Below are 18,413 nucleotides of genomic sequence, written 5' to 3'. Positions count from 1 at the left end.
AATCCGGATGCAGAAAAGTGATATCAGAAAAAGTTATCGGCGGGGTTGATACAGGCTCAAGAGGGAGGAGTCGAGAAAGTCTGCAGAATTGCAGACTTTCTCCAAGTACTTAAATGATTAAGGCTTCAGCTTGCTCATATAAGTGATGGTTGCGCTGATTTCGTCATCAGTACAATCCATGCAGGTACCTTTCGGCGGCATCGCCTTGATACCATTGATCGCATTGTTCAGCAGTCCGGTAAAGTCTCCGGCGGCCTGCAGACGTGCATTCCAGCTTGCATCATCATTTACCTTCGGAGCACCCAGCAAACCGGAGTTGTGACAAGCGCCGCAGTACTGGTTAAAGATGGCTTCCGGCTCACGAGGGCCACTGCTGGCACTGGCTACCGCCGCACCGTTGGCACAGTCTTCACCGATTTTGCATACATGCCCCATCGGTTGGATACGCTCGACAATTTCTGCACGGCTTGCATCATCCAGTTCAACTGCAGCGAAAGTCTGCAGGGAACCCGCGAGCAATCCCCCAACCAGAATACTTTTTACGAACAGGGAAGCAGCATTTACTGCCTGTGTTGTTTTCATGTAGGCCACCATTCCTCAACGTATGGTCTCAGCCTTACGACGGCTCCCTGCGGAACGGGCTGTGGTCTTGCCGTTGCTGGTGAATCGTCCTGGCTTTGTCATTGTTAGCGAGACGTCGGTCTCTACCATATAGGCATAAACCGTGCGGATTATAGACTAAACCGCCATTAAATCGCACCGTTTTCCTTGTTGTCCGCAGGGGTATTCAGCAAAAGCAGGTGTGGGGTCATGTACTGATTATCAGTCCGGGGCTTGATGGCCGTTTCATAGCAGCAAACCAGAGGTTTGAGTGTTGAAAGCAATTTCGCCGGATGAATACAATTTTTCCCGGCAAGGCGTGGACAGAAGCGTAACTGATCAGTATTATTGCCTTCGCTGAAACGTCCTGTTTCGGCGCATGCACCCGTAGCTCAGTTGGATAGAGTACAGGCCTCCGAAGCCTGGGGTCACAGGTTCAAATCCTGTCGGGTGCGCCACCTTTACTTCTCTTTCTCCCTATCAAACTTGTCTTTAATTCGTAGCTCATTCTTTGGCTTGCGGCTCTATGCGCTATTTGCTGTGCTTTTACGGCTATGGCGGTTTTGCTATTGTCCGTTACATTGTGTGTCCAGCAGCGGGTTTGTGCTGGAAACGAATCAATTGACGGAGTAATCAATGCTGAATTTCAGTTACCACAATCCGACTCGTGTTCATTTTGGCAAGGGTCAGATTGCCCGTGTAGCAGAAGAGATCCCGGCTGATGCCAGAGTTCTGATCACATACGGCGGCGGAAGCATAAAAAAGAATGGCACACTGGATCAGGTGCTGGAAGCACTGAACGAGCACACAGTACTGGAGTTTGGTGGTATTGAACCCAACCCGACCTATGAAACCCTGATGCAGGCAGTAGAGCTTGCTCGCAAGGAAAAGATTGATTTCCTGCTGGCTGTGGGTGGTGGCTCAGTTATTGATGGTACCAAGTTTATTGCCGCCGCTATTCCGTTTGAAGGTGATCCCTGGACCATTCTGAGTGAACGGGCCAAGGTCAAATCAGCGGTTCCGGCCGGTAACGTGCTGACACTGCCGGCAACCGGTTCTGAAAGTAATGCCGGTGCAGTTATCACTAAAAAAGCCACCCTCGACAAGCTGGCCTTTGGTCATCCGCTGCTGTACCCGCAGTTTGCAGTTCTGGATCCAGAAACTACATACAGTTTGCCAGAGAACCAGTCTGCCAATGGTGTGGTTGATGCCTTTGTTCATGTCATCGAACAGTACCTGACCTGCCGCGAAAACAGCCATGTGCAAGACCGTTATGCTGAAGGCCTGCTGCTGACGCTGATTGAGGAAGGCCCCAAAGTACTGACTCAGCCACAGGATTATGATGTCCGTTCCACCATTATGTGGACTGCAAACCAGGCGCTGAATGGTCTCATCGGTCAGGGTGTTCCCCATGACTGGGCAACCCATATGATTGGTCACGAGCTGACTGCGCTCTATGGGCTAGACCATGGCCAGACGCTGGCAATCGTACTGCCATCTCTGATGGCCGTAATGAAAGAACAGAAAAAAGCCAAGCTGCTGCAATACGCCGAGCGTATCTGGAACATTACTGCCGGCAGTGAAGACGAAAGAATTGAACTGGCTATCAGCAAAACTCGTGAGTTCTTTGAACAGATGGGCATCAAAACCCGCCTGTCTGACTACGGTATTGGTGAAGAAGGTGTTGCCAAAATCGTAGACCAGCTGAAGCGTCACAATATGGTCAAGCTGGGTGAAGGGCGAGATATTACTCCGGAAGTTTCTGAGGAAATCCTGACCCGTTCGCTGTAAAGAAGCTGAATGGTGAATAGATGTGCGGAGTGGCTTGACCGATTTGAGTGATCCCTCACACTACAAGCCATTCACCATTCACCATTCACCATTCACCATTCACCATTCACCATTCACCATTCACCCGATTGTGGTAAAAACAGCAAAAGTCACAATCAGGTAATTCACTCAATGTCTATAAGAGTCACTTTTCTGGGGACTTCAGCCGGACTGCCCACCATTCAGCGCAATGTCACATCATTAGCCTTGGCAAAAGGCGATAGTCGTGACTGGTATATGGTGGATTGCGGTGAGGCAACTCAGCATCAGTTGCTGAAAACCCGTTATTGCACCTCCCGGTTGCAAATGATCTTTATCACTCATATGCATGGTGATCATATTTATGGTCTTCCGGGTTTGCTGGCATCGGCCAGTATGGCAGGCCGAACCCAACCGTTGACGCTGTGTGGACCCGAAGGGCTGGAGGCTTATGTTGTAGCATCCCTGCTGGGTGGAGATATTAATGAACTGCCGTTTAAGCTGATATTTAAAAGGAATGACACATCTGAATTTACTTTCAGGGATGATGACTTTGTTATCACTGCTCATGAGCTGTCACATCGGGTACCAAGTTTTGCGGCCCAGTTCAGGGAAATTAATCATTCCAGCAAACTTGATACGTCAAAGCTTCAGGCTTTGGGTGTTCCCCGGGGACCATTGTGGGGCAGATTGCAGCAGGCCGAATCTGTTACTTTGGACGACGGATGCACAGTTTCGCCGCAGCAAGTCATGCAGCCTCCTGAAAAGGAGTGCATCGCAATTATAGGTGGTGATAACGACAGGCCCGAACTGCTGGCTGAAGCTATGCGGGATGCTGATCTACTGGTTCATGAAGCCTCATTTTCCAAAGCACTGAGAGAACGTATCGGACCGGAGTATATGCACAGCACACCTGAACAGGTTGGAATTGCTGCAGCAGAAGCCGGTGTGGGCAATCTTATTCTGACCCATTTCAGTGGTCGTTATCAGAAAAATCCCAAGCAAGGTGAAGAAGGCATCGAAACACTGCGACAGGAAGCTGCCAATGTTTATTCCGGGCCAATTGCAATGGCAGAAGATTTCAGCTGCTGGGAAGTCAAGGCTGGTGGAGAAATCGAACCTGTAACCTGAAAAGTGTGTGCAATCTGTTACCGCCAAGGGCAAGTGTTACTTTAGTGCAGGATTTTACGGTAACAGTTGTGCCAACTTTCAGATTCGTTTTGTATCTGAGTGATAGTGGTTTGTACTTATCTCTTTGAAACGTAAGCATTATTTTTTTTTTGGCACGTTGCCTGCTCTATACAAGGCACAGGGAAGAAAAAATATAAAGAAACGGAAGTAGACGGCCATAATAAAAATAACAGAGGCCAGACAAGCTGATTATTTTGCAGGATGCTTTTTTGCGGGTGAACAGGGAACGTGCCAGGTGGGTTCAAGAAGGTTGTTTAAACAGCCCGGCCGCCAGGTAAAAGGAAAATACTGGTTGAGCCAGACCATTGCCGCACATTGTGTAAAGTAATACGTTTGTTATTGAAACGGAGTCCATCGGGCTCCGTTTTTTCTTGTGTAAAACTCCCGTCAGCATTGCCTAACCTGTCTACGCTTTATTACCTGTCTGGTTCAAATTTTGGCGAGGCGTGGTTATGCAAGCAGTTAAGAAAAATATTCAGCAGCGGCTCTTGGCATTTCTCATTCTTGCACTGTGCTGGCCTTTGGCGGGTGTGTGCTCAAGTGACAAAAGTGATCTGGCCAGAAAATGGATTCGCCAGATTCATGATGAAGGTGCAGCAGGTCTGGCTATTCTGCTCCGGGCGAAAGCTGCGGTAGATACTGGGGAGCTGACGTTCAATAACGAAGAGTCTGTTAAAAAATTGCTATTGGCAACCGAGTGCGCAGCACATGCCATTGAAGGGGAATTTATTCTCGACAGGCTGGCGTTGGCGGCTGAGGCTTTTTCTGAAAAAAAACATCAGTCCCAGGCTTATCTGGATGCATGCAAAAAGTATCGGGAAGCCATAGTCGATTATCGAGTGCCTTTTCGGGAGTATGGCCGGGAGTACCAGATCAGAACAACCATGAATGATCGCCAGTATATTGATGATGTTATTCGCCGCTATCAGCAGTCTTCTGCAGAAGTCTATCCCCGGGTACTGGTGATGATCGAATGCTGTGGAGCCCAGCCGCAACAGCGGGTTTATGACAAGGTGCTGGAACACCGTGTAGCTGTCCAGTGTATTGTCGAGGAAGAGTGTGATCGGCTCAAATCCATTCTGGATATCAAGGGAGCGGGTACAGAGCTGACTACCTTTATTAACAGGCCCGTTGTGAAGGTTTATTTTGCAGAGGCGGCACCGAAATTTTTCAATGCCTTGAAGGCCGGCAGGCTGGCAGGCATAGAGCAGCAGATTGCAGTACTTCAATCCGCGCAGGGCAGTGATAACTTGAAGGCTTATGTCGAGCTGGCAGTATTAGGCAGTCATCCTTTTTCTTCTGCCCGCTGGGCTGAAATGGGGCTGGCTGATCTGACCGCAGCACAGCTCAAACAGCGCCGTTTTCTCCATATGCACTATGATGACTGGGGTTTGCTTCAGGCTTCAAGGTAATCTTCATCGCTTTGCCATCCCCCGGCACCTGCGTATAGTGGAAAGTACGCATGCGCCAATTGAGGGAATTGCGATGAGCGAAAAGGATGAGCTCTACCTGTGCCTGCTGTATCTGAGAAGCACCTGCGAACGTCTGGCGGCAACCCTGGTTTGTTACCTGGCTGCCAGACCTTCTGAAGAGGGAGAATCCACGATACTGGTTCCGGTCATGGTTTCACTGCGTGCCAAACAGGAGAAAATTGCCAATCGTCTGGATAGCTGTTTTCCAGAGTATATGCAACAGAAACGCTGGCATGAAGCGGAAGTTATGAGTGCCCAACTGCTGAATTTAAGTGAAGAGTCCCGGGAAGAGCTGCAGCAATTGTGTATGACTGAGATGCAGGCATTGCAGGCGGTAGGATCTCTTTTCAAAGAATAATAATTACTAAGAACGTCCCCTATATCACCGGACAAACTGTCAAAATACCCGCAAATAGAGTCCGTTCATCCGATATCACGATGAGCGGATTTTTTATATCTGTTGTGAATATCTTTAAAAGAAAAGGCCTGAACTGTATTTTTACTTGCAGGGTTGTGGTCAATATTTCACCTATATATTAACTCGTTGTTAATAAAGGATTTTTCGTGCTTATCCACAGCTATACCACAGGTTTTTTCAGGGTTTTTGTGAACAACTTATCAACAGGATGGTGGTGTGGATAAAGCTCAAAATCCACTTCTGTCATGAGACTTGTTTGTTTTATTAAGTTGCTGTTATTCGTGTCTGGATTTCCTTTCATATACTTGTTCCCTGTTCTGTGATTTCCCGTGCCTGCACAAGCACGCAACAGAGTTGGCTATTTATGTTCTGGCTGCAGTTTCTGATTGTCATTGCATGTATTCTTGTGGGTGCCCGAGTCGGTGGTATTGGTTTGGGTGCCATGGGTGGACTCGGTCTGGCTATTCTGGCTTTCGGGTTTGGGCTGGAGCCGACCTCTCCTCCGATTAATGTCATGCTGATGATGATGTCAGTTGTGGCTGCCGCTTCAGTGTTACAGGCTGCTGGCGGGTTAAGTTATCTGGTAGGCGTTGCTGAGCGAGTGCTGCGGCGTAATCCGGACAAAATTACGTTTCTGGGACCACTGGTAACTTATACCTTTACCTTTTTTGCCGGAACCGGCCATGTGGCTTACTCAGTGTTGCCGGTTATCGCCGAGGTGGCCAGAAAGACCGGTGTTCGACCCGAGCGGCCGCTGAGTATTGCGGTAATTGCCTCTCAGCAGGCCATTACTGCCTGCCCGATATCAGCAGCGACCGTGGCCCTGGTGGCTCTGCTGTCTCCTTCCGGTTATGAATTGCTGGATATTCTGGTCATCACTTTGCCTGCTACCATTATTGCGGTGCTGATTGCCGCTTTCTTTGCCAACCGGCAGGGCATCGATCTGGATAAGGATCCTGAATATCAGCGCCGTCTGGCGGATCCTGTTTTTCGGAAAAGAATGGAACATGGCTCCGGACAGCAAACGAGTGAAGTTCGCCCCGGGGCCAAACTTTCGGTGGTGCTGTTTCTGATGGGCGCTCTTGGCGTCGTTATCTTTGGTTCATTCCCTGAGTTACGCCCCACCTTTGATACACCTGATGGTATTGTTCGGATGGGCATGGCTCACACCATAGAAATGGTCATGCTGACGGTTGCGGCGGCTATTTTTCTGCTGTGCAGGGCGCAAGCCAGTGATGTGGCGCTGGGCAGTGTCTTTATGTCCGGTGCTCAGGCTGTGATGGCAATTTTTGGTATTGCCTGGATGGGGGACTCATTCTTCAACGGCCATATGGATGTATTCAGCGAGTCAATTGAAAATCTGGTGACTACGGCGCCATGGACTTTCGCACTGGCACTGTTTGTACTGTCCATCATGGTCAACAGCCAGGCGGCAACGGTCACGGCTCTGGTACCTCTCGGGATTGCATTGGGGATTCCGGGATATATGCTGATAGCAATGTTCCCGGCGGTAAATGGCTATTTCTTTGTTCCCAACTATCCGCCGATTATTGCAGCTATCGGATTTGATATTACCGGTAGTACTCGCATAGGACGTTTTGTTTTTAACCACAGTTTTATGCTGCCAGGCGTGATTGCCATTATTCTGGGTGTGGTGCTGGGGTTTATATTTGTCAGTGCACTTTATTGATCCCTGCAAATTGTGCAGGGATCAATAAAGATTTTGAGTACGAAGAGCTCAGGCTGCGGTCATATCACTGTGTCCGCTGATCAGTGCTGTAACGACTGAGGGATCAGCGAGAGTAGATGTATCCCCAAGGTGATCGTATTCGCCATCGGCTATTTTGCGAAGAATCCGACGCATAATTTTGCCCGAGCGGGTTTTAGGTAATCCTGGGGCATGTTGAAGAATATCCGGTTTGGCTATTGCCCCGATTTCATGCTCCACCCACTTCCTTAGCTCATGCTCCAGTTCAGAGCCAAACTCGGCATCCTGCATCAGGCTGACATAGGCATAAATCCCCTGGCCTTTTATCGCATGTGGATAACCAACAACCGCCGCTTCGGCAACCGCCGGGTGTGATACCAGCGCGCTTTCAATTTCAGCAGTGCCCATGCGGTGACCGGAAACATTCAGCACATCATCCACCCGGCCGGTAATCCAGTAGTCATTGTCTTCATCGCGGCGGGCACCATCACCGGTACAGTACATACCTTTGAAGGTTAAGAAATAAGTTTGTTCGAACCGCTGATGATCGCCATAGATGGTTCGGGCCTGACCGGGCCAGCTATCGAGTATTACCAGATTGCCGGAGCAGGCACCCTGCTGAATCTGTCCTTCATTATCAACCAGCGCAGGTTGAATACCGAACAGGGGCTCGGTTGCAGAACCCGGTTTTAATGTATTGGCTCCGGGAAGTGGTGCAATCATGGCTGCGCCGGTTTCAGTCTGCCACCAGGTATCAATCACCGGGCAGCGTTCATTGCCAATGGTGTTGCGATACCAGACCCAGGCTTCCGGATTAATGGGTTCACCCACGGTACCCAGTAACCGCAGACTGCTTCGGTCAGTTCCTTCAATAGCATCTTCGCCCTGCGCCATCAGTGCTCTGATCGCAGTGGGGGCCGTGTAGAGAATATTGACCCGGTAACGGTCAATAATCTCGCTCATACGATTGGTTGAGGGATAATTCGGTACCCCTTCATGAATAACCACCGTAGCGCCATTACTGAGAGGGCCGTATGCAAGATAGGTATGTCCGGTTATCCAGCCGGCATCGGCATTGCACCAGAAAATATCGCCTTCACGATAGTCAAAGACATAGCGAAAGGTCATAGTGACATAGGTGAGATAGCCACCCGTCGTATGCAAAAGCCCTTTGGGTTTCCCTGTGGAACCGGAGGTATAAAGAATAAACAGTGGTGCTTCAGCTTCCATATCTTCCGGCGGGCAATCATCGGATGTGCCGTCGACAGAGGTCTGCCAGTCCAGATCTCTTGCAGGATCCCATGCCACTTCAGTGTCTGTGTGCTTTAGTACCAGAACATGCTGAACCGATGTGATTTCCTGATGCTGCAGTGCTTCATCGACATTCTGCTTCAGGAGAATACGCTTGCCACCCCGAACACCTTCGTTAGCTGTCAGGATGACTTTAGCGCTGCTATCAACAATGCGTCCGGCCAGTGCTTCGGGAGAGAACCCGCCAAATACTACTGAATGAATAGCCCCGATTCTGGCACAGGCCTGCATGGCTACCACGGTTTCAACGACCATGGGCATGTAGATCGCAACTACATCACCTTTGCCAACTCCCAGTGATTTCAGCACATTGGCGAGGCGGCAAACCTTTTGATGCAGCTCACGATAGGTCACTTTCAGTCCTGGACCCGGCTCATCGGGTTCCCAGTAAATGGCAATCTGATCGCTCCGTGATTCCAGATGCCGGTCAATACAATTCCAGCTGACATTGGTTGTGCCGTCTTCATACCATTTAATAGAAATATTGCCGGGTTCCCAGCTGGTGTTTTTGACGGTTGTAAACGGACGGAACCAGTCGATACATGCTGCCTGCTCACGCCAGAAACCTTCGGGGTCATTAACAGATTGTTGATACAGCGCCTTTCGCTCGCGGGCATTAACTCTGGCATTAGCCGCCAGTGCGGGGTCGACCGGATAACTGCAATAATCTGGCATGGAAACTCCCAATGGGTTTTGAAACAGCGCGGCAAAGTATAGATGGTGTGCTGTCTTTGTTTTTTGTTGAGTGAACAAACATGTCGTTTAAAGTTGATTTATCTGTCTACTTTTTCTGTAGGAGGCTGTGGCATGAAGTCATCTGATAGATGCAGTCAATGATGCAAAAGTATTGTTGAGGTGTGCAACGGCAGTCTAACTGTGAAAGACGAAAAGATGTAAGCGCTAAATTCAAGTGACCAGCCCCCAAACTATAACCATCGAAGAAAAGCAGGAGATGCCGCCGAAGCAGTATGGCAGGTAAGGCATTTTAAGGTTTATTATTGATGGATTGATATTGGCTGTAGTTGGAGCATCTGCAGGGGGGAGAGCTGAGCTGTATATAGATATTCCGAAGTGTGACTTTTCAGGCTGAGATAAGTTCCTCAAATGGAGTAGGTTCTTTTCCCAGCCTAAACGTTCAAATAAGTCCCAGCTCTGCGTGTTTTTCCAGTGTTCCAAATAAGCGCGCACCCATATCCAGATTTCTTTCAGGTCTAACCTCTTTATTTGAAAAACCTAAACAGTGGAAGGAGGCAGTGGCTTCCATGGATTTAACTAAATCCAGTGACTTGATATTGATTGCCAAGCATATTACGTGTACCGGTTGATTAAAATTATCTGGCAGCCTCTTTAATATTTTATGTATAGTATTTCCTGAATCGATAACAGAATCGATGATAATTATCGGTTTATCAAAATCTAATTCTCTTTCAAAGCTTACACTACAATCAGATTGTAAAAATCGTCCATTAAAATTCGAAGCAAAACCATTTGCAATAAAATTTCCTGACCTTGGTACAGACATTATTTGATATTCATCTTCTTCCATCCCTGTTTTATTTAGGAAGGGGGAGACCAACATACTTCCAAGGGTGTAATGTTGGTGGCGTAGCTCAGATGGCAATAGGTTCTGGTCGAATTGTGATAGATAGCAAGATCTCAACCTGAAGTCATAGGGGAGATAGTAGTTGTTGATATATTGTACAGAACTATACTTTCTCCTGCTTATATCGATATTTTCCAGGATTCCGAATTTCAATTTTTTCCTTAAGCAGTAATCCTCGGCGGCCTGGAACTCTGCTTCAGATAATGCCATTAATTCATGAATGTCCAGCTCCACTCTTTTTCTACTATTATGTCTGTTATCTCTTCTAACATTGTCTGATATCAGTCTGGATGGCGTATTCAGAAATATAATGCCTGTGGTTATCCCTCTATTCTTTGTAGGCATTGCATTAACATTTTTTCCTGTTTGTGAGTTTTTTACCAGCATGTGCCCATCTAAGAAAGTATAGGGATTAGCTGATTTATCAAGCTCAAATTGACGGTGGACGTCATTAATTAATGATTCACGTTTTCCCTCTGAAATGGCGTTCAGGGTTTTTATATCCTTAATTCCTTCTGCCTTTATATAGTCTTTAAATCTTCCGGATGTCTGTATTGCTACGCCATCATAGACGCTTTCGGCTAACTGCTTGCAAACACTGGTTTTTCCTGAACCCGCTATACCGACGACATAATAGAGTTCGTTATTATCCATTATTTACGGCCTTTTCCATAAATGCTTCGGTTTTAAGAACAATTTTGCTGAGGCTGGTATCGATTTGCTCAGCAACAGGGATCTGAGAAAAATTACCGACTGTAGCACATGAATAACATGCTTCCTTTGGCTGCACTGAGATCAAATAATTTTGTATCTCATACAATTTGGTTTTTGAATTTATCAGCAGGCCCTGGTTATCCCATTTCTTTTTGGCAATGCGAGAGCATGAAAATAGCCGTCCTCTTTCCAGGGTCACATCATATCTTCGATAAAAACATTTACTCCAGTGCAAAGTGGTTTCATCACGAGAGTTTTTGACTTCACTTATCAGATCATCCCATGCATCTTTTCGACGAAAGTCTATATATCCCTGAAAACCACGTGTTTTTAAGTATGCTCTCCACAAATTCTCAAATTTATCTGTGCAAATATAATCACTGATTACGACACTATCCAGCAAGCTCAGAACATCATTGCCAAGCCCTTGAGGGTATAAACCATTTGTCACTAACTCAACTTCTTCACTGATCCCAACCGAAATAATTCTTTTGATGTATTCACCCAATGATTTTGCCAAGGTGGCCTCACCACCTACCACGACAACTTTCCCTATCGACAAACCAAGGGCTTTGAGTGCTTTCAGGGAGGTAATGTGCTGCTCTATACCATTGCCCTGTACAGCTGGAATCTGATTGGGAACATTGAAGCCACAACCTCGGCACTTCAAGTTACACTTATTTGTAACCGTTATTTCCAGCTCTCGTATTTTGGTATTGTTATGGTTAGCAAAAGGAGTGGCAGTCAACTGCGTCCTGGATTCGGAGTTGTTAGCTAAACTATTCGCAGGTTTCATTGTTTATATTGCTATTCTCAGCTCTGGCTATAAAGCTATTTCAAACCTGATCTTCCGGGCTTTCACGCAAGCTCAGCGTTCAGTTACCCCCTTCAGGGCTTTGCAGTCGAGAAGGGGGATAGTATCAGGGGTTCTTCAGGTCACTACTTTTTCTTCTGGTTAGGGTTTTTCTGCTGCCCTCTGTTGCCCTGGTTCTGGTCATACTGACGATTAGTACCGTCAGAACCCTTGTTTGGGTTCTGCATATTTGCATTGTTATCAGCAGGTTTGATTTTTGACTTCGCCATGATGTTTTCTCCGCATTGCCTGTCAACCTGCTCCTTCATCAACGTGTCCTTAAGGAATTGATCTCCATCCGACAGCTGACTCTGGGTGAGCAGGTGAAGCAGGATCAGTTGCTTCATACTGTGCATCCTCAATGAAACACTGGTAGCCTCATTCCAGATGCTTGCCTGTCTGCCAGCTTGCTTGCCAGTGTTCACCGGCAGACAGGTTCAGTATGCGTTTGTGGAGTCCACAAAAAAGGCAAACCCTACAAATTTTTCAAAAAAGAATGGTAGGCTTTCGCTGCCTCGACCCTGGATGAGACATATTTTTTGAGGGACAAAAACTGTGGGCTGGCGACTTCTTTGACCGGCAGCTCCGCAAGAAGCTCATCTGCAATGTCGTACTGTTCACAAAGAACCTGTTCCAGAACCCTATCATAAAGGCTTACCTGTTCAGAAGGCTGCTTCTGGATTTGGGATATCAATAGGGTGGATACTGAATGCCCCCGGCTGAAAGGGTCTGGCAGCTCTTGCGTTGCCAAATCAATGTTATCCTGCATCAATACAGATTTAATTTCCCCCAACTGACTGCCCATGGCATTCAGGATATTCCTCCTGGCATCGATCTCAGCCAGAAGATCATCAAGCAGTTTTTTTCTGTCACAGCTTTCAAGGCTGTTCAGCATTATTTTTTTGACATGCTGGCTATTGTCAAACAATGTGTCGAGGATAACCAGGTTTCGAATATAGGTCAGGTTTCCAGTTTTATACTCCACACTGTTGTAGTGATGCCCTTGCGTAACCTCAAACATTGCTTGAGGTATTGTTTTGTTGTTTTTGTACGTGTTTATGCGGTTTCTGAGTGATTCAGGAATTAGCTTCTCATCAACCTTCAATGCATCCGCTACCAGCCTGGTTGCGCTGTATTTTTTCACTTTTCCCATTATTGCTAATCCCTGCAACCGAGTTTAGCCCTAATATGGTCTGGCACTGAGCGTGAATAGCTGGATTGAGTGACTCGAATTGCTGCTTTTATAAGCTGGCCTTTTGAGAGGTAGCACCCACTGCTGTCTTCAACCACCGCCTTGATTGCACCTTCACAACGTCCAGCCAAAAAGGCTTCTTCTTTTGATGTTGTTAAATTTCCAAGCCAGGATTTTTCCTGTTCTACAAGTTGGTTGCATGCATGGCGCAAATCGGCAACAGACAGCTCAGCCAACGCATTTGCACAAAAGAGAGATATCGAAACAAAAAATACCAAATTACGCATTATCAGCTACCCCTTCAGCTTGTTGATTGATAATATCCTCAGTTTTTTTTATGGAAAAAGTTTGTTCTATTGATGTGTATGATATGTGTATTCCAAATAGAAGAATACAATTTGAAATGAATACAATATCTTCATGATTGTAAGGAAACAGTTTGCTTGATAAAGCGGTAATAATGATTAACGGAATAATAATAAACAAAAACAGCTTCAGCCCGATAATCGACCAACATCCTAGCCACACTATAGGATATCTGGCTAAATTATTGGCTTTGATTACCTGATAGCTGTCCTTCAGGCAACTATAGGTAAAGAAAATAAAGCCATAAAATGTAAAAACAAACCCTAGTGCAAGAGAATCACCAAATTCTTTTGCCTGTAGCTTTGGTAATGCAAACACAAAAGAGATAGAGGACCAAGTTAAGATAGCTACTATTGAGTAGGCGAGAGCATGCCATAAAGGTAATTTTTGAACTCCTACTAACCTGAAGTTAGCAATTCTCCACCACTGTAGGCCAATCCAGTTCTTATCTGTCATCCCAGACGATCCTATTCCTGACTAAATTGGCTGCAGATTCTGGCATTTTTAAAATTATTTTCAATTTTTATTTGCATCGGATGTCTCTCCCAGAGCCAGTCCGTGTAGATTTGTCCTATCTGCGCAAGAACAATAAATAGGGTTTGATAAGTTAATTTGGGAAAGAGGATTGTTGGACGTTATTTATTTCATCTCACCAATACCTGAGTAAAATTTCCACATTGATTGTTGATATAGTATCACTTTGCTAGTGGTCATTAACTCTGGCATTAGCCGCTAGTGGAGGGACGACCAGATAACTGCAATAATCTGGCATGGAAACTCCCAGTGGATTTTGAAACAGCGCGGCAAAGTATAGATGCTGCTTTAATATCTATTTCCGGAGTCATTACCTGCCTAAACAGTCGCTGTGGCTTCTTTCATGAAACTGGAAATGTTTTTACAGCAGTGCAAACTAAATGCAGAAACACCCACGCAGGATTTTCTTGTTCTGGGAAATCCATTGGTTGAAGTGCTGTTTGAACTCAGGGATAAAACAGAAAGCATGAATGACGGCTGGCTGGGTTGCCTCTCTTGGTACCGGAACCGGATCAAGCCGGTCAATATGGTGACAGAGCAATGCCTGCAGCATGATGCTATGGCACTGTTCCGTCGCAAGCGAAAATTTTTGAAGCGCAGTGGTGAATATATTGGCCTGTTTCGCTCGCTGGTGCCGTTGCTAAAGAATGCACCTGAATCCATTGGACTGTCTTTCCGTCAGACCGGAGAAGCGCTCAAATACCATGACTGGCTGAATACTCGCGATTTTCCTGTCTCTCTCGATCTGACGCTGTCTGGAGGCAAAATATTTCTGATGGTTTTCAGAAATGTCACTTTACGCTGGGGAGCTGTAGGGATGGAAGCGAACAGGCGGGGGTTGCCTGCTTTCCAGTCTGAAGAAGAGCGACTGGACGCATTTATGCAGAACAACCCTCTATATGAACAGGCGCCAGCCCGTATCCACAGCACGATAATGTCACACCTTAATTTGAATATGCATATCGAGCTGGCAGACCTGCTGAGATATGAATACTTTCAAGGCATCATGCCGGAAAGCGATACGGGTAAAATTGAGTTGATGCGCGTGTCTGGCTGTATCTATTAGATTGCTTTTGTCTATTGGGTAGACAGTTTCGGTAATAGGTTCGCTTTCAGTCCCTGAAATAAAATGCAGTGGTTTAATAATAAAAAGAAAGGGAGCGGTATGAGCAAACTGAGTTACTTTGGCGAAACCCATCGTTTGTTACGCGATACCGTCAGTCGTTTTGTGGAGCGTGAAGTGCTTCCTCATATTGATGACTGGGAAGAGGCCGAGTCTTTCCCCCGGGAGCTTTACCTGAAAGCCGGTGCAGCAGGCTTGTTGGGTATTGGTTATCCAGAAGCGCTGGGAGGCAGTGAAGGCGATATTTTCCAGAAGCTGGTTTTCACTGAAGAGATTATGCGTGCCGGTTCGGGTGGACTTACTGCAGGTCTGGGCTCTCTGGATATAGCGCTGCCGCCGATCGTTCATTTTGGTAGTGATGAATTAAAACAGCGTGTTGTGCCTGCGGTCCTTCGGGGTGAAAAAATAGCAGCGCTGGCAATTACCGAGCCTAATGCAGGCTCTGATGTTGCGGGTATTCAGACACGAGCTGTCAAAGAAGGTGATTTTTACCGGGTTAACGGTGCTAAAACCTTTATAACCAGCGGTTGCCGGGCTGACTTTTACACTGTAGCCGTGCGTACCGGAGATAAAGGTTATGGTGGTGTCAGTCTGCTAATGATCGAGAAAGACACGCCCGGTTTTACTGTTTCAAAGAAACTGAAAAAAATGGGCTGGTGGGCTTCTGATACTGCAGAACTTTCATTTCAGGACTGCATGGTGCCGGTTGAGAATCTGATTGGGGTTGAGAATCAGGGCTTTGTAGCGATTATGAATAACTTCCAGAATGAGCGCCTGTCGTTGGCGCTGATGGCAAACGGCACATCTCAGCTGGCGCTGGAAGCCTGCCTGGAATATGTTCAGGACCGTAAAGCATTTGGCAAACCACTGTCGGGTTTTCAGGTGACCCGACACAAGCTGGCGGATATGGCGACACAGCTGGAGGCCAGTAAAGAGTTCACCTATCGCGTTGCTGCCAAAATGGATAATGGTGAGTCAGTAATTAAAGAAGTGTCCATGGCCAAGAACTTTGCCACAGATGTCAGTGATAAGTTGACGTATGAGGCGGTACAGTTATTTGGTGGTATGGGTTATATGCGTGAATCGCTGGTGGAGCGGTTATATCGTGACAACAGGATACTGTCGATTGGTGGCGGAACCCGGGAGATTATGAATGAGATAATCTCGAAGCAGCTGGGCTTCTAACAAAAGTATTAATCTAGTGTTGTTTATCCGGTACCGAATCAATCGGTACCGGATAAAATAATGATCAGGCCGCGTTGGTTGCAGCAACCCGGAACATTTCCTGATACTCATCTTCGTAGAAGAACTTCTCTTCACCGAATGCCGGCTTCAGGTCATCCAGCCAGGTAGCCTTTTCATCGTACTTGGCAAAGAATGGACGGTAGCACCAGTCAGGGTTACGGCCCTGCAGGAAGCGCAGGCAGAACACTTTCTCACCGTTGATTTCAGCGATACCTGTGATTTCCACTTTACCCGGGCCGGCGCTCATGGACGGACCACGAACCGTACGACCAAGACCGGACATGCGGGTGATTGCCTGCTGGTAAATTTCATAGGCTTCAGCCAGCGGAATCTCGAAGTAGTGCTTGGCACCGGTATCACGGGCAACAAAGAAGTAGTAAGGCACGATGCCCAGAGACAGCTGGGTCTGCCAGTTCTTCACCCATACATCAGGATCGTTATTGATATGGCGGGTCAGCGGCGCCTGGGCGCGGATCATGGCACCGGTGGCACGAATGCGCTTGACCGCTTCCTTGCAGATATCGGTTTTCAGTTCCTGGTAATGGTCAAAGTGCGCCATAAACGCCAGCTGCTTGCCGGACGCTGTGATCTTGCTAAACAGTTCCAGCAGTTCGGCTGCATCGTCGTCGGTTACGAAGCGGTATGGCCAGAAGGTCAGGGTCTTGGAACCGATGCGGATATTGCGAATATGGTCGAATTCCGGTGCCAGTAGCGGCTCCAGATATTCTTTCAGCAGGCGGGTTTTCATTACCAGCGGGTCACCGCCGGTGAACAGTACGTCAGTTACTTCCGGGTGCTGCTTCAGGTAAGCGTGCATGGTGGAAGCTTCAGTCGCTGCCATCTTCAGCTCGTCGTCACCGATAAACTGGGCCCAGCGGAAGCAGAAAGTACAGTAACTATGACAGGTCTGACCCTGACTCGGGAAGTACAGCGCGGTTTCACGGTACTTGTGCTGCATACCGGTTACGATTTTGCCATCAACCATCGGGCGGTTCAGTGCCAGCTGGCCGGCAGGGTGCGGATTCATGGAGTGCTGAATCTTGCGTGCAGCTTCCTTGATCTGCTCGGCAGAAGAGCCGTTGCGGTGTAGCTCGGCCATGGTTTCAAACTGTTCCGGCTGCAGCATGCCCTTCTGGGGAAACATCAGGCGGAAAACCGGATCGTTCGGCACACAGTTCCAGTCGATCAGTTCGTTGATCACATATTCATTAACGCGAAACGGCAGCACGCTGGCAACTACGCGAATATCAAACTGCATTTCTTCCGGCAGGGCCAGAAACTGGGAAATGCTGTCCAGATTGCGCTCGGTGTAAACCTTGTAGGGACGGCGCTCGTCGGTGGATGCGATCAGATGAACAGAGTCGTTGGTACCGTGCATCGAGGCTCCTTGAATTCAGTGCGAAGGCAGACGCCCCTGGCAGCAACATGATGAGTTGTCAGGGGTCTGATAGAAGAAGATTGTATTTGGCAGCGAGTGTAGGGATATGAACAGGTCGCAACAATTCGTTTCATCCGCAATCAGGTCATCGACTGCGGTGAGTTTTATAGCGTATTGCTCGGTAGATACGTGTTGAACTTAACAGATATCAGTTGCCTTCTGGTGTTTGCAGGCAGGTTAAATCGGCTTCGCAAAAGCGGGTAACCAGTGCCGCAACAGCGGCATAGAAACCAAAGGCATCATGCTGGTAAACATCCTGTTGCCACTCTGGTAGCCAGTTTAATAGCAGGCTTTGCAACACACTCTGCTGATACGCTATGACGTTTTCTTTAAGTGCCAGGTTACCCATCAGATCAAGAATAATAGCCAGATGGTCTGCGGGTTCCTTAAAGCCTTCTGCGCGTGCAAAGTCATTCTCATTGAGCAGCTTCAACATCTGGTGATGTGGTTCCTGCATGAGTAATCGCTTGTCCGAAGCATAAACTGACGGATAAGGCAGGGCGCCGTTTTTGGCTGTACCCAGGAAAAGGTGGGCATAGTCAGCCGCCAGCTCGAGACGAAAATCCTGCCGCTGTTTCAGTGCCGTAACAGCTTGCCTGAACTGTTCGCAGACAGTCTCCAGTTCAGGCTCTTCTCCCAGTGCAGAGATAAAGAGATCCATTTCATCACTGAACAGATGAGCCAGTTGGGCATCATCCAGTTCACTGGCAATCAGGCTGGAAAGCCACCAGTAAACCTGAGCCCGGTTTTCAGAGGTTGCATCTGGCATAATATTTTAACTCTGGTGATGTTTGGCAAAAGCTTAGAATGCCGGAGCTCTTGTGTTGCCTGAGCTC

General features: G+C 47.5%; 17 protein-coding genes and 1 tRNA gene. 8 read left to right on the top strand and 10 right to left on the bottom strand.

Annotated features, from left to right (window positions below):
* Window positions 1-117: 117 nt before the first annotated feature.
* Window positions 118-582 (bottom strand): c-type cytochrome, encoded by a 465-nt coding sequence (locus ACYZZ0_RS05320; RefSeq protein ID WP_461535553.1) that lies wholly within the window; start codon window positions 580-582, stop codon window positions 118-120.
* A gap of 399 nt (window positions 583-981) precedes the next feature.
* Here ACYZZ0_RS05320 and ACYZZ0_RS05315 point away from each other — a divergent pair.
* From ACYZZ0_RS05315 to ACYZZ0_RS05290, 6 genes are all read left to right on the top strand, one after another.
* A tRNA-Arg gene (locus tag ACYZZ0_RS05315) sits at window positions 982-1,058 on the top strand.
* A 178-nt stretch (window positions 1,059-1,236) separates the two neighbouring features.
* Complete coding sequence (locus ACYZZ0_RS05310; protein ID WP_461535552.1) at window positions 1,237-2,391, top strand: iron-containing alcohol dehydrogenase; 1,155 nt, start codon at window positions 1,237-1,239, stop codon at window positions 2,389-2,391.
* Window positions 2,392-2,562: 171 nt separating this feature from the next.
* Window positions 2,563-3,540, top strand: coding sequence for an MBL fold metallo-hydrolase (locus tag ACYZZ0_RS05305; RefSeq protein WP_461535551.1), 978 nt, complete (start codon window positions 2,563-2,565; stop codon window positions 3,538-3,540).
* Between the two features lie 548 nt (window positions 3,541-4,088).
* Window positions 4,089-5,012: a hypothetical protein gene (locus ACYZZ0_RS05300; RefSeq protein ID WP_461535550.1), complete on the top strand. Its 924-nt coding sequence runs from the start codon at window positions 4,089-4,091 to the stop codon at window positions 5,010-5,012.
* 73 nt (window positions 5,013-5,085) lie between these two features.
* Window positions 5,086-5,430, top strand: a complete 345-nt coding sequence (locus ACYZZ0_RS05295; protein ID WP_461535549.1) for a hypothetical protein — start codon at window positions 5,086-5,088, stop codon at window positions 5,428-5,430.
* A gap of 424 nt (window positions 5,431-5,854) precedes the next feature.
* A complete protein-coding gene (locus ACYZZ0_RS05290) occupies window positions 5,855-7,180 on the top strand; it encodes an anaerobic C4-dicarboxylate transporter family protein (RefSeq protein WP_461535548.1) in 1,326 nt (441 codons plus the stop codon).
* Between the two features lie 48 nt (window positions 7,181-7,228).
* Here the strand turns inward: ACYZZ0_RS05290 and acs are convergent, their stop codons facing one another.
* From acs to ACYZZ0_RS05255, 7 genes are all read right to left on the bottom strand, one after another.
* On the bottom strand, window positions 7,229-9,184 hold the full coding sequence (gene acs / locus ACYZZ0_RS05285) for an acetate--CoA ligase (RefSeq protein WP_461535547.1): 1,956 nt from the start codon (window positions 9,182-9,184) through the stop codon (window positions 7,229-7,231).
* Window positions 9,185-9,644: 460 nt separating this feature from the next.
* On the bottom strand, window positions 9,645-10,766 hold the full coding sequence (locus tag ACYZZ0_RS05280) for an AAA family ATPase (protein WP_461535546.1): 1,122 nt from the start codon (window positions 10,764-10,766) through the stop codon (window positions 9,645-9,647).
* Window positions 10,759-11,574 (bottom strand): hypothetical protein, encoded by an 816-nt coding sequence (locus ACYZZ0_RS05275; protein ID WP_461535545.1) that lies wholly within the window; start codon window positions 11,572-11,574, stop codon window positions 10,759-10,761. The genes ACYZZ0_RS05280 and ACYZZ0_RS05275 overlap by 8 nt, the downstream gene beginning before the upstream one ends.
* 191 nt (window positions 11,575-11,765) lie before the next feature.
* The gene (locus tag ACYZZ0_RS05270) at window positions 11,766-12,026 is read right to left on the bottom strand and encodes a hypothetical protein (RefSeq protein WP_461535544.1); all 261 of its coding nucleotides are present in this window, start codon (window positions 12,024-12,026) and stop codon (window positions 11,766-11,768) included.
* Between the two features lie 128 nt (window positions 12,027-12,154).
* On the bottom strand, window positions 12,155-12,832 hold the full coding sequence (locus ACYZZ0_RS05265) for a hypothetical protein (RefSeq protein WP_461535543.1): 678 nt from the start codon (window positions 12,830-12,832) through the stop codon (window positions 12,155-12,157).
* 5 nt (window positions 12,833-12,837) lie between these two features.
* A complete protein-coding gene (locus ACYZZ0_RS05260; protein WP_461535542.1) occupies window positions 12,838-13,158 on the bottom strand; it encodes a hypothetical protein in 321 nt (106 codons plus the stop codon).
* Complete coding sequence (locus ACYZZ0_RS05255) at window positions 13,151-13,693, bottom strand: hypothetical protein (protein ID WP_461535541.1); 543 nt, start codon at window positions 13,691-13,693, stop codon at window positions 13,151-13,153. The genes ACYZZ0_RS05260 and ACYZZ0_RS05255 overlap by 8 nt, the downstream gene beginning before the upstream one ends.
* Before the next feature lie 421 nt (window positions 13,694-14,114).
* On the opposite strand from ACYZZ0_RS05255, the gene ACYZZ0_RS05250 reads away from it, so the two are divergent.
* Both ACYZZ0_RS05250 and ACYZZ0_RS05245 read left to right on the top strand, forming a co-directional pair.
* A complete protein-coding gene (locus ACYZZ0_RS05250) occupies window positions 14,115-14,837 on the top strand; it encodes a hypothetical protein (RefSeq protein WP_461535540.1) in 723 nt (240 codons plus the stop codon).
* Window positions 14,838-14,936: 99 nt separating this feature from the next.
* Complete coding sequence (locus tag ACYZZ0_RS05245; RefSeq protein WP_461535539.1) at window positions 14,937-16,079, top strand: acyl-CoA dehydrogenase family protein; 1,143 nt, start codon at window positions 14,937-14,939, stop codon at window positions 16,077-16,079.
* 64 nt (window positions 16,080-16,143) lie between these two features.
* Here ACYZZ0_RS05245 and ACYZZ0_RS05240 read toward each other — a convergent pair whose 3' ends face one another.
* Window positions 16,144-17,517: a KamA family radical SAM protein gene (locus tag ACYZZ0_RS05240; protein WP_461535538.1), complete on the bottom strand. Its 1,374-nt coding sequence runs from the start codon at window positions 17,515-17,517 to the stop codon at window positions 16,144-16,146.
* A 208-nt stretch (window positions 17,518-17,725) separates the two neighbouring features.
* Window positions 17,726-18,346, bottom strand: coding sequence for a molecular chaperone TorD (torD, locus tag ACYZZ0_RS05235; RefSeq protein WP_461535537.1), 621 nt, complete (start codon window positions 18,344-18,346; stop codon window positions 17,726-17,728).
* Between the last annotated feature and the right edge of the window lie 67 nt (window positions 18,347-18,413).

It is taken from the genome of Spongorhabdus nitratireducens, from assembly GCA_947387575.1.
Taxonomy (GTDB): Bacteria; Pseudomonadota; Gammaproteobacteria; order Pseudomonadales; family Endozoicomonadaceae; genus CANDOC01.
Note: the sequence above shows the minus strand (reverse complement) of the source record. Positions and strands in the feature narration are given on the sequence as shown.

Coding starts and splice junctions, on each gene's coding strand:
- ACYZZ0_RS05320 (WP_461535553.1), bottom strand. CDS start 582: ATGAAAACAACACAGGCAGTAAATGCTGCTTCCCTGTTCGTAAAAAGT.
- ACYZZ0_RS05310 (WP_461535552.1), top strand. CDS start 1,237: ATGCTGAATTTCAGTTACCACAATCCGACTCGTGTTCATTTTGGCAAG.
- ACYZZ0_RS05305 (WP_461535551.1), top strand. CDS start 2,563: ATGTCTATAAGAGTCACTTTTCTGGGGACTTCAGCCGGACTGCCCACC.
- ACYZZ0_RS05295 (WP_461535549.1), top strand. CDS start 5,086: ATGAGCGAAAAGGATGAGCTCTACCTGTGCCTGCTGTATCTGAGAAGC.
- ACYZZ0_RS05290 (WP_461535548.1), top strand. CDS start 5,855: ATGTTCTGGCTGCAGTTTCTGATTGTCATTGCATGTATTCTTGTGGGT.
- acs (WP_461535547.1), bottom strand. CDS start 9,184: ATGCCAGATTATTGCAGTTATCCGGTCGACCCCGCACTGGCGGCTAAT.
- ACYZZ0_RS05280 (WP_461535546.1), bottom strand. CDS start 10,766: ATGGATAATAACGAACTCTATTATGTCGTCGGTATAGCGGGTTCAGGA.
- ACYZZ0_RS05270 (WP_461535544.1), bottom strand. CDS start 12,026: ATGAAGCAACTGATCCTGCTTCACCTGCTCACCCAGAGTCAGCTGTCG.
- ACYZZ0_RS05265 (WP_461535543.1), bottom strand. CDS start 12,832: ATGGGAAAAGTGAAAAAATACAGCGCAACCAGGCTGGTAGCGGATGCA.
- ACYZZ0_RS05260 (WP_461535542.1), bottom strand. CDS start 13,158: ATGCGTAATTTGGTATTTTTTGTTTCGATATCTCTCTTTTGTGCAAAT.
- ACYZZ0_RS05255 (WP_461535541.1), bottom strand. CDS start 13,693: ATGACAGATAAGAACTGGATTGGCCTACAGTGGTGGAGAATTGCTAAC.
- ACYZZ0_RS05250 (WP_461535540.1), top strand. CDS start 14,115: ATGAAACTGGAAATGTTTTTACAGCAGTGCAAACTAAATGCAGAAACA.
- ACYZZ0_RS05245 (WP_461535539.1), top strand. CDS start 14,937: ATGAGCAAACTGAGTTACTTTGGCGAAACCCATCGTTTGTTACGCGAT.
- ACYZZ0_RS05240 (WP_461535538.1), bottom strand. CDS start 17,517: ATGCACGGTACCAACGACTCTGTTCATCTGATCGCATCCACCGACGAG.
- torD (WP_461535537.1), bottom strand. CDS start 18,346: ATGCCAGATGCAACCTCTGAAAACCGGGCTCAGGTTTACTGGTGGCTT.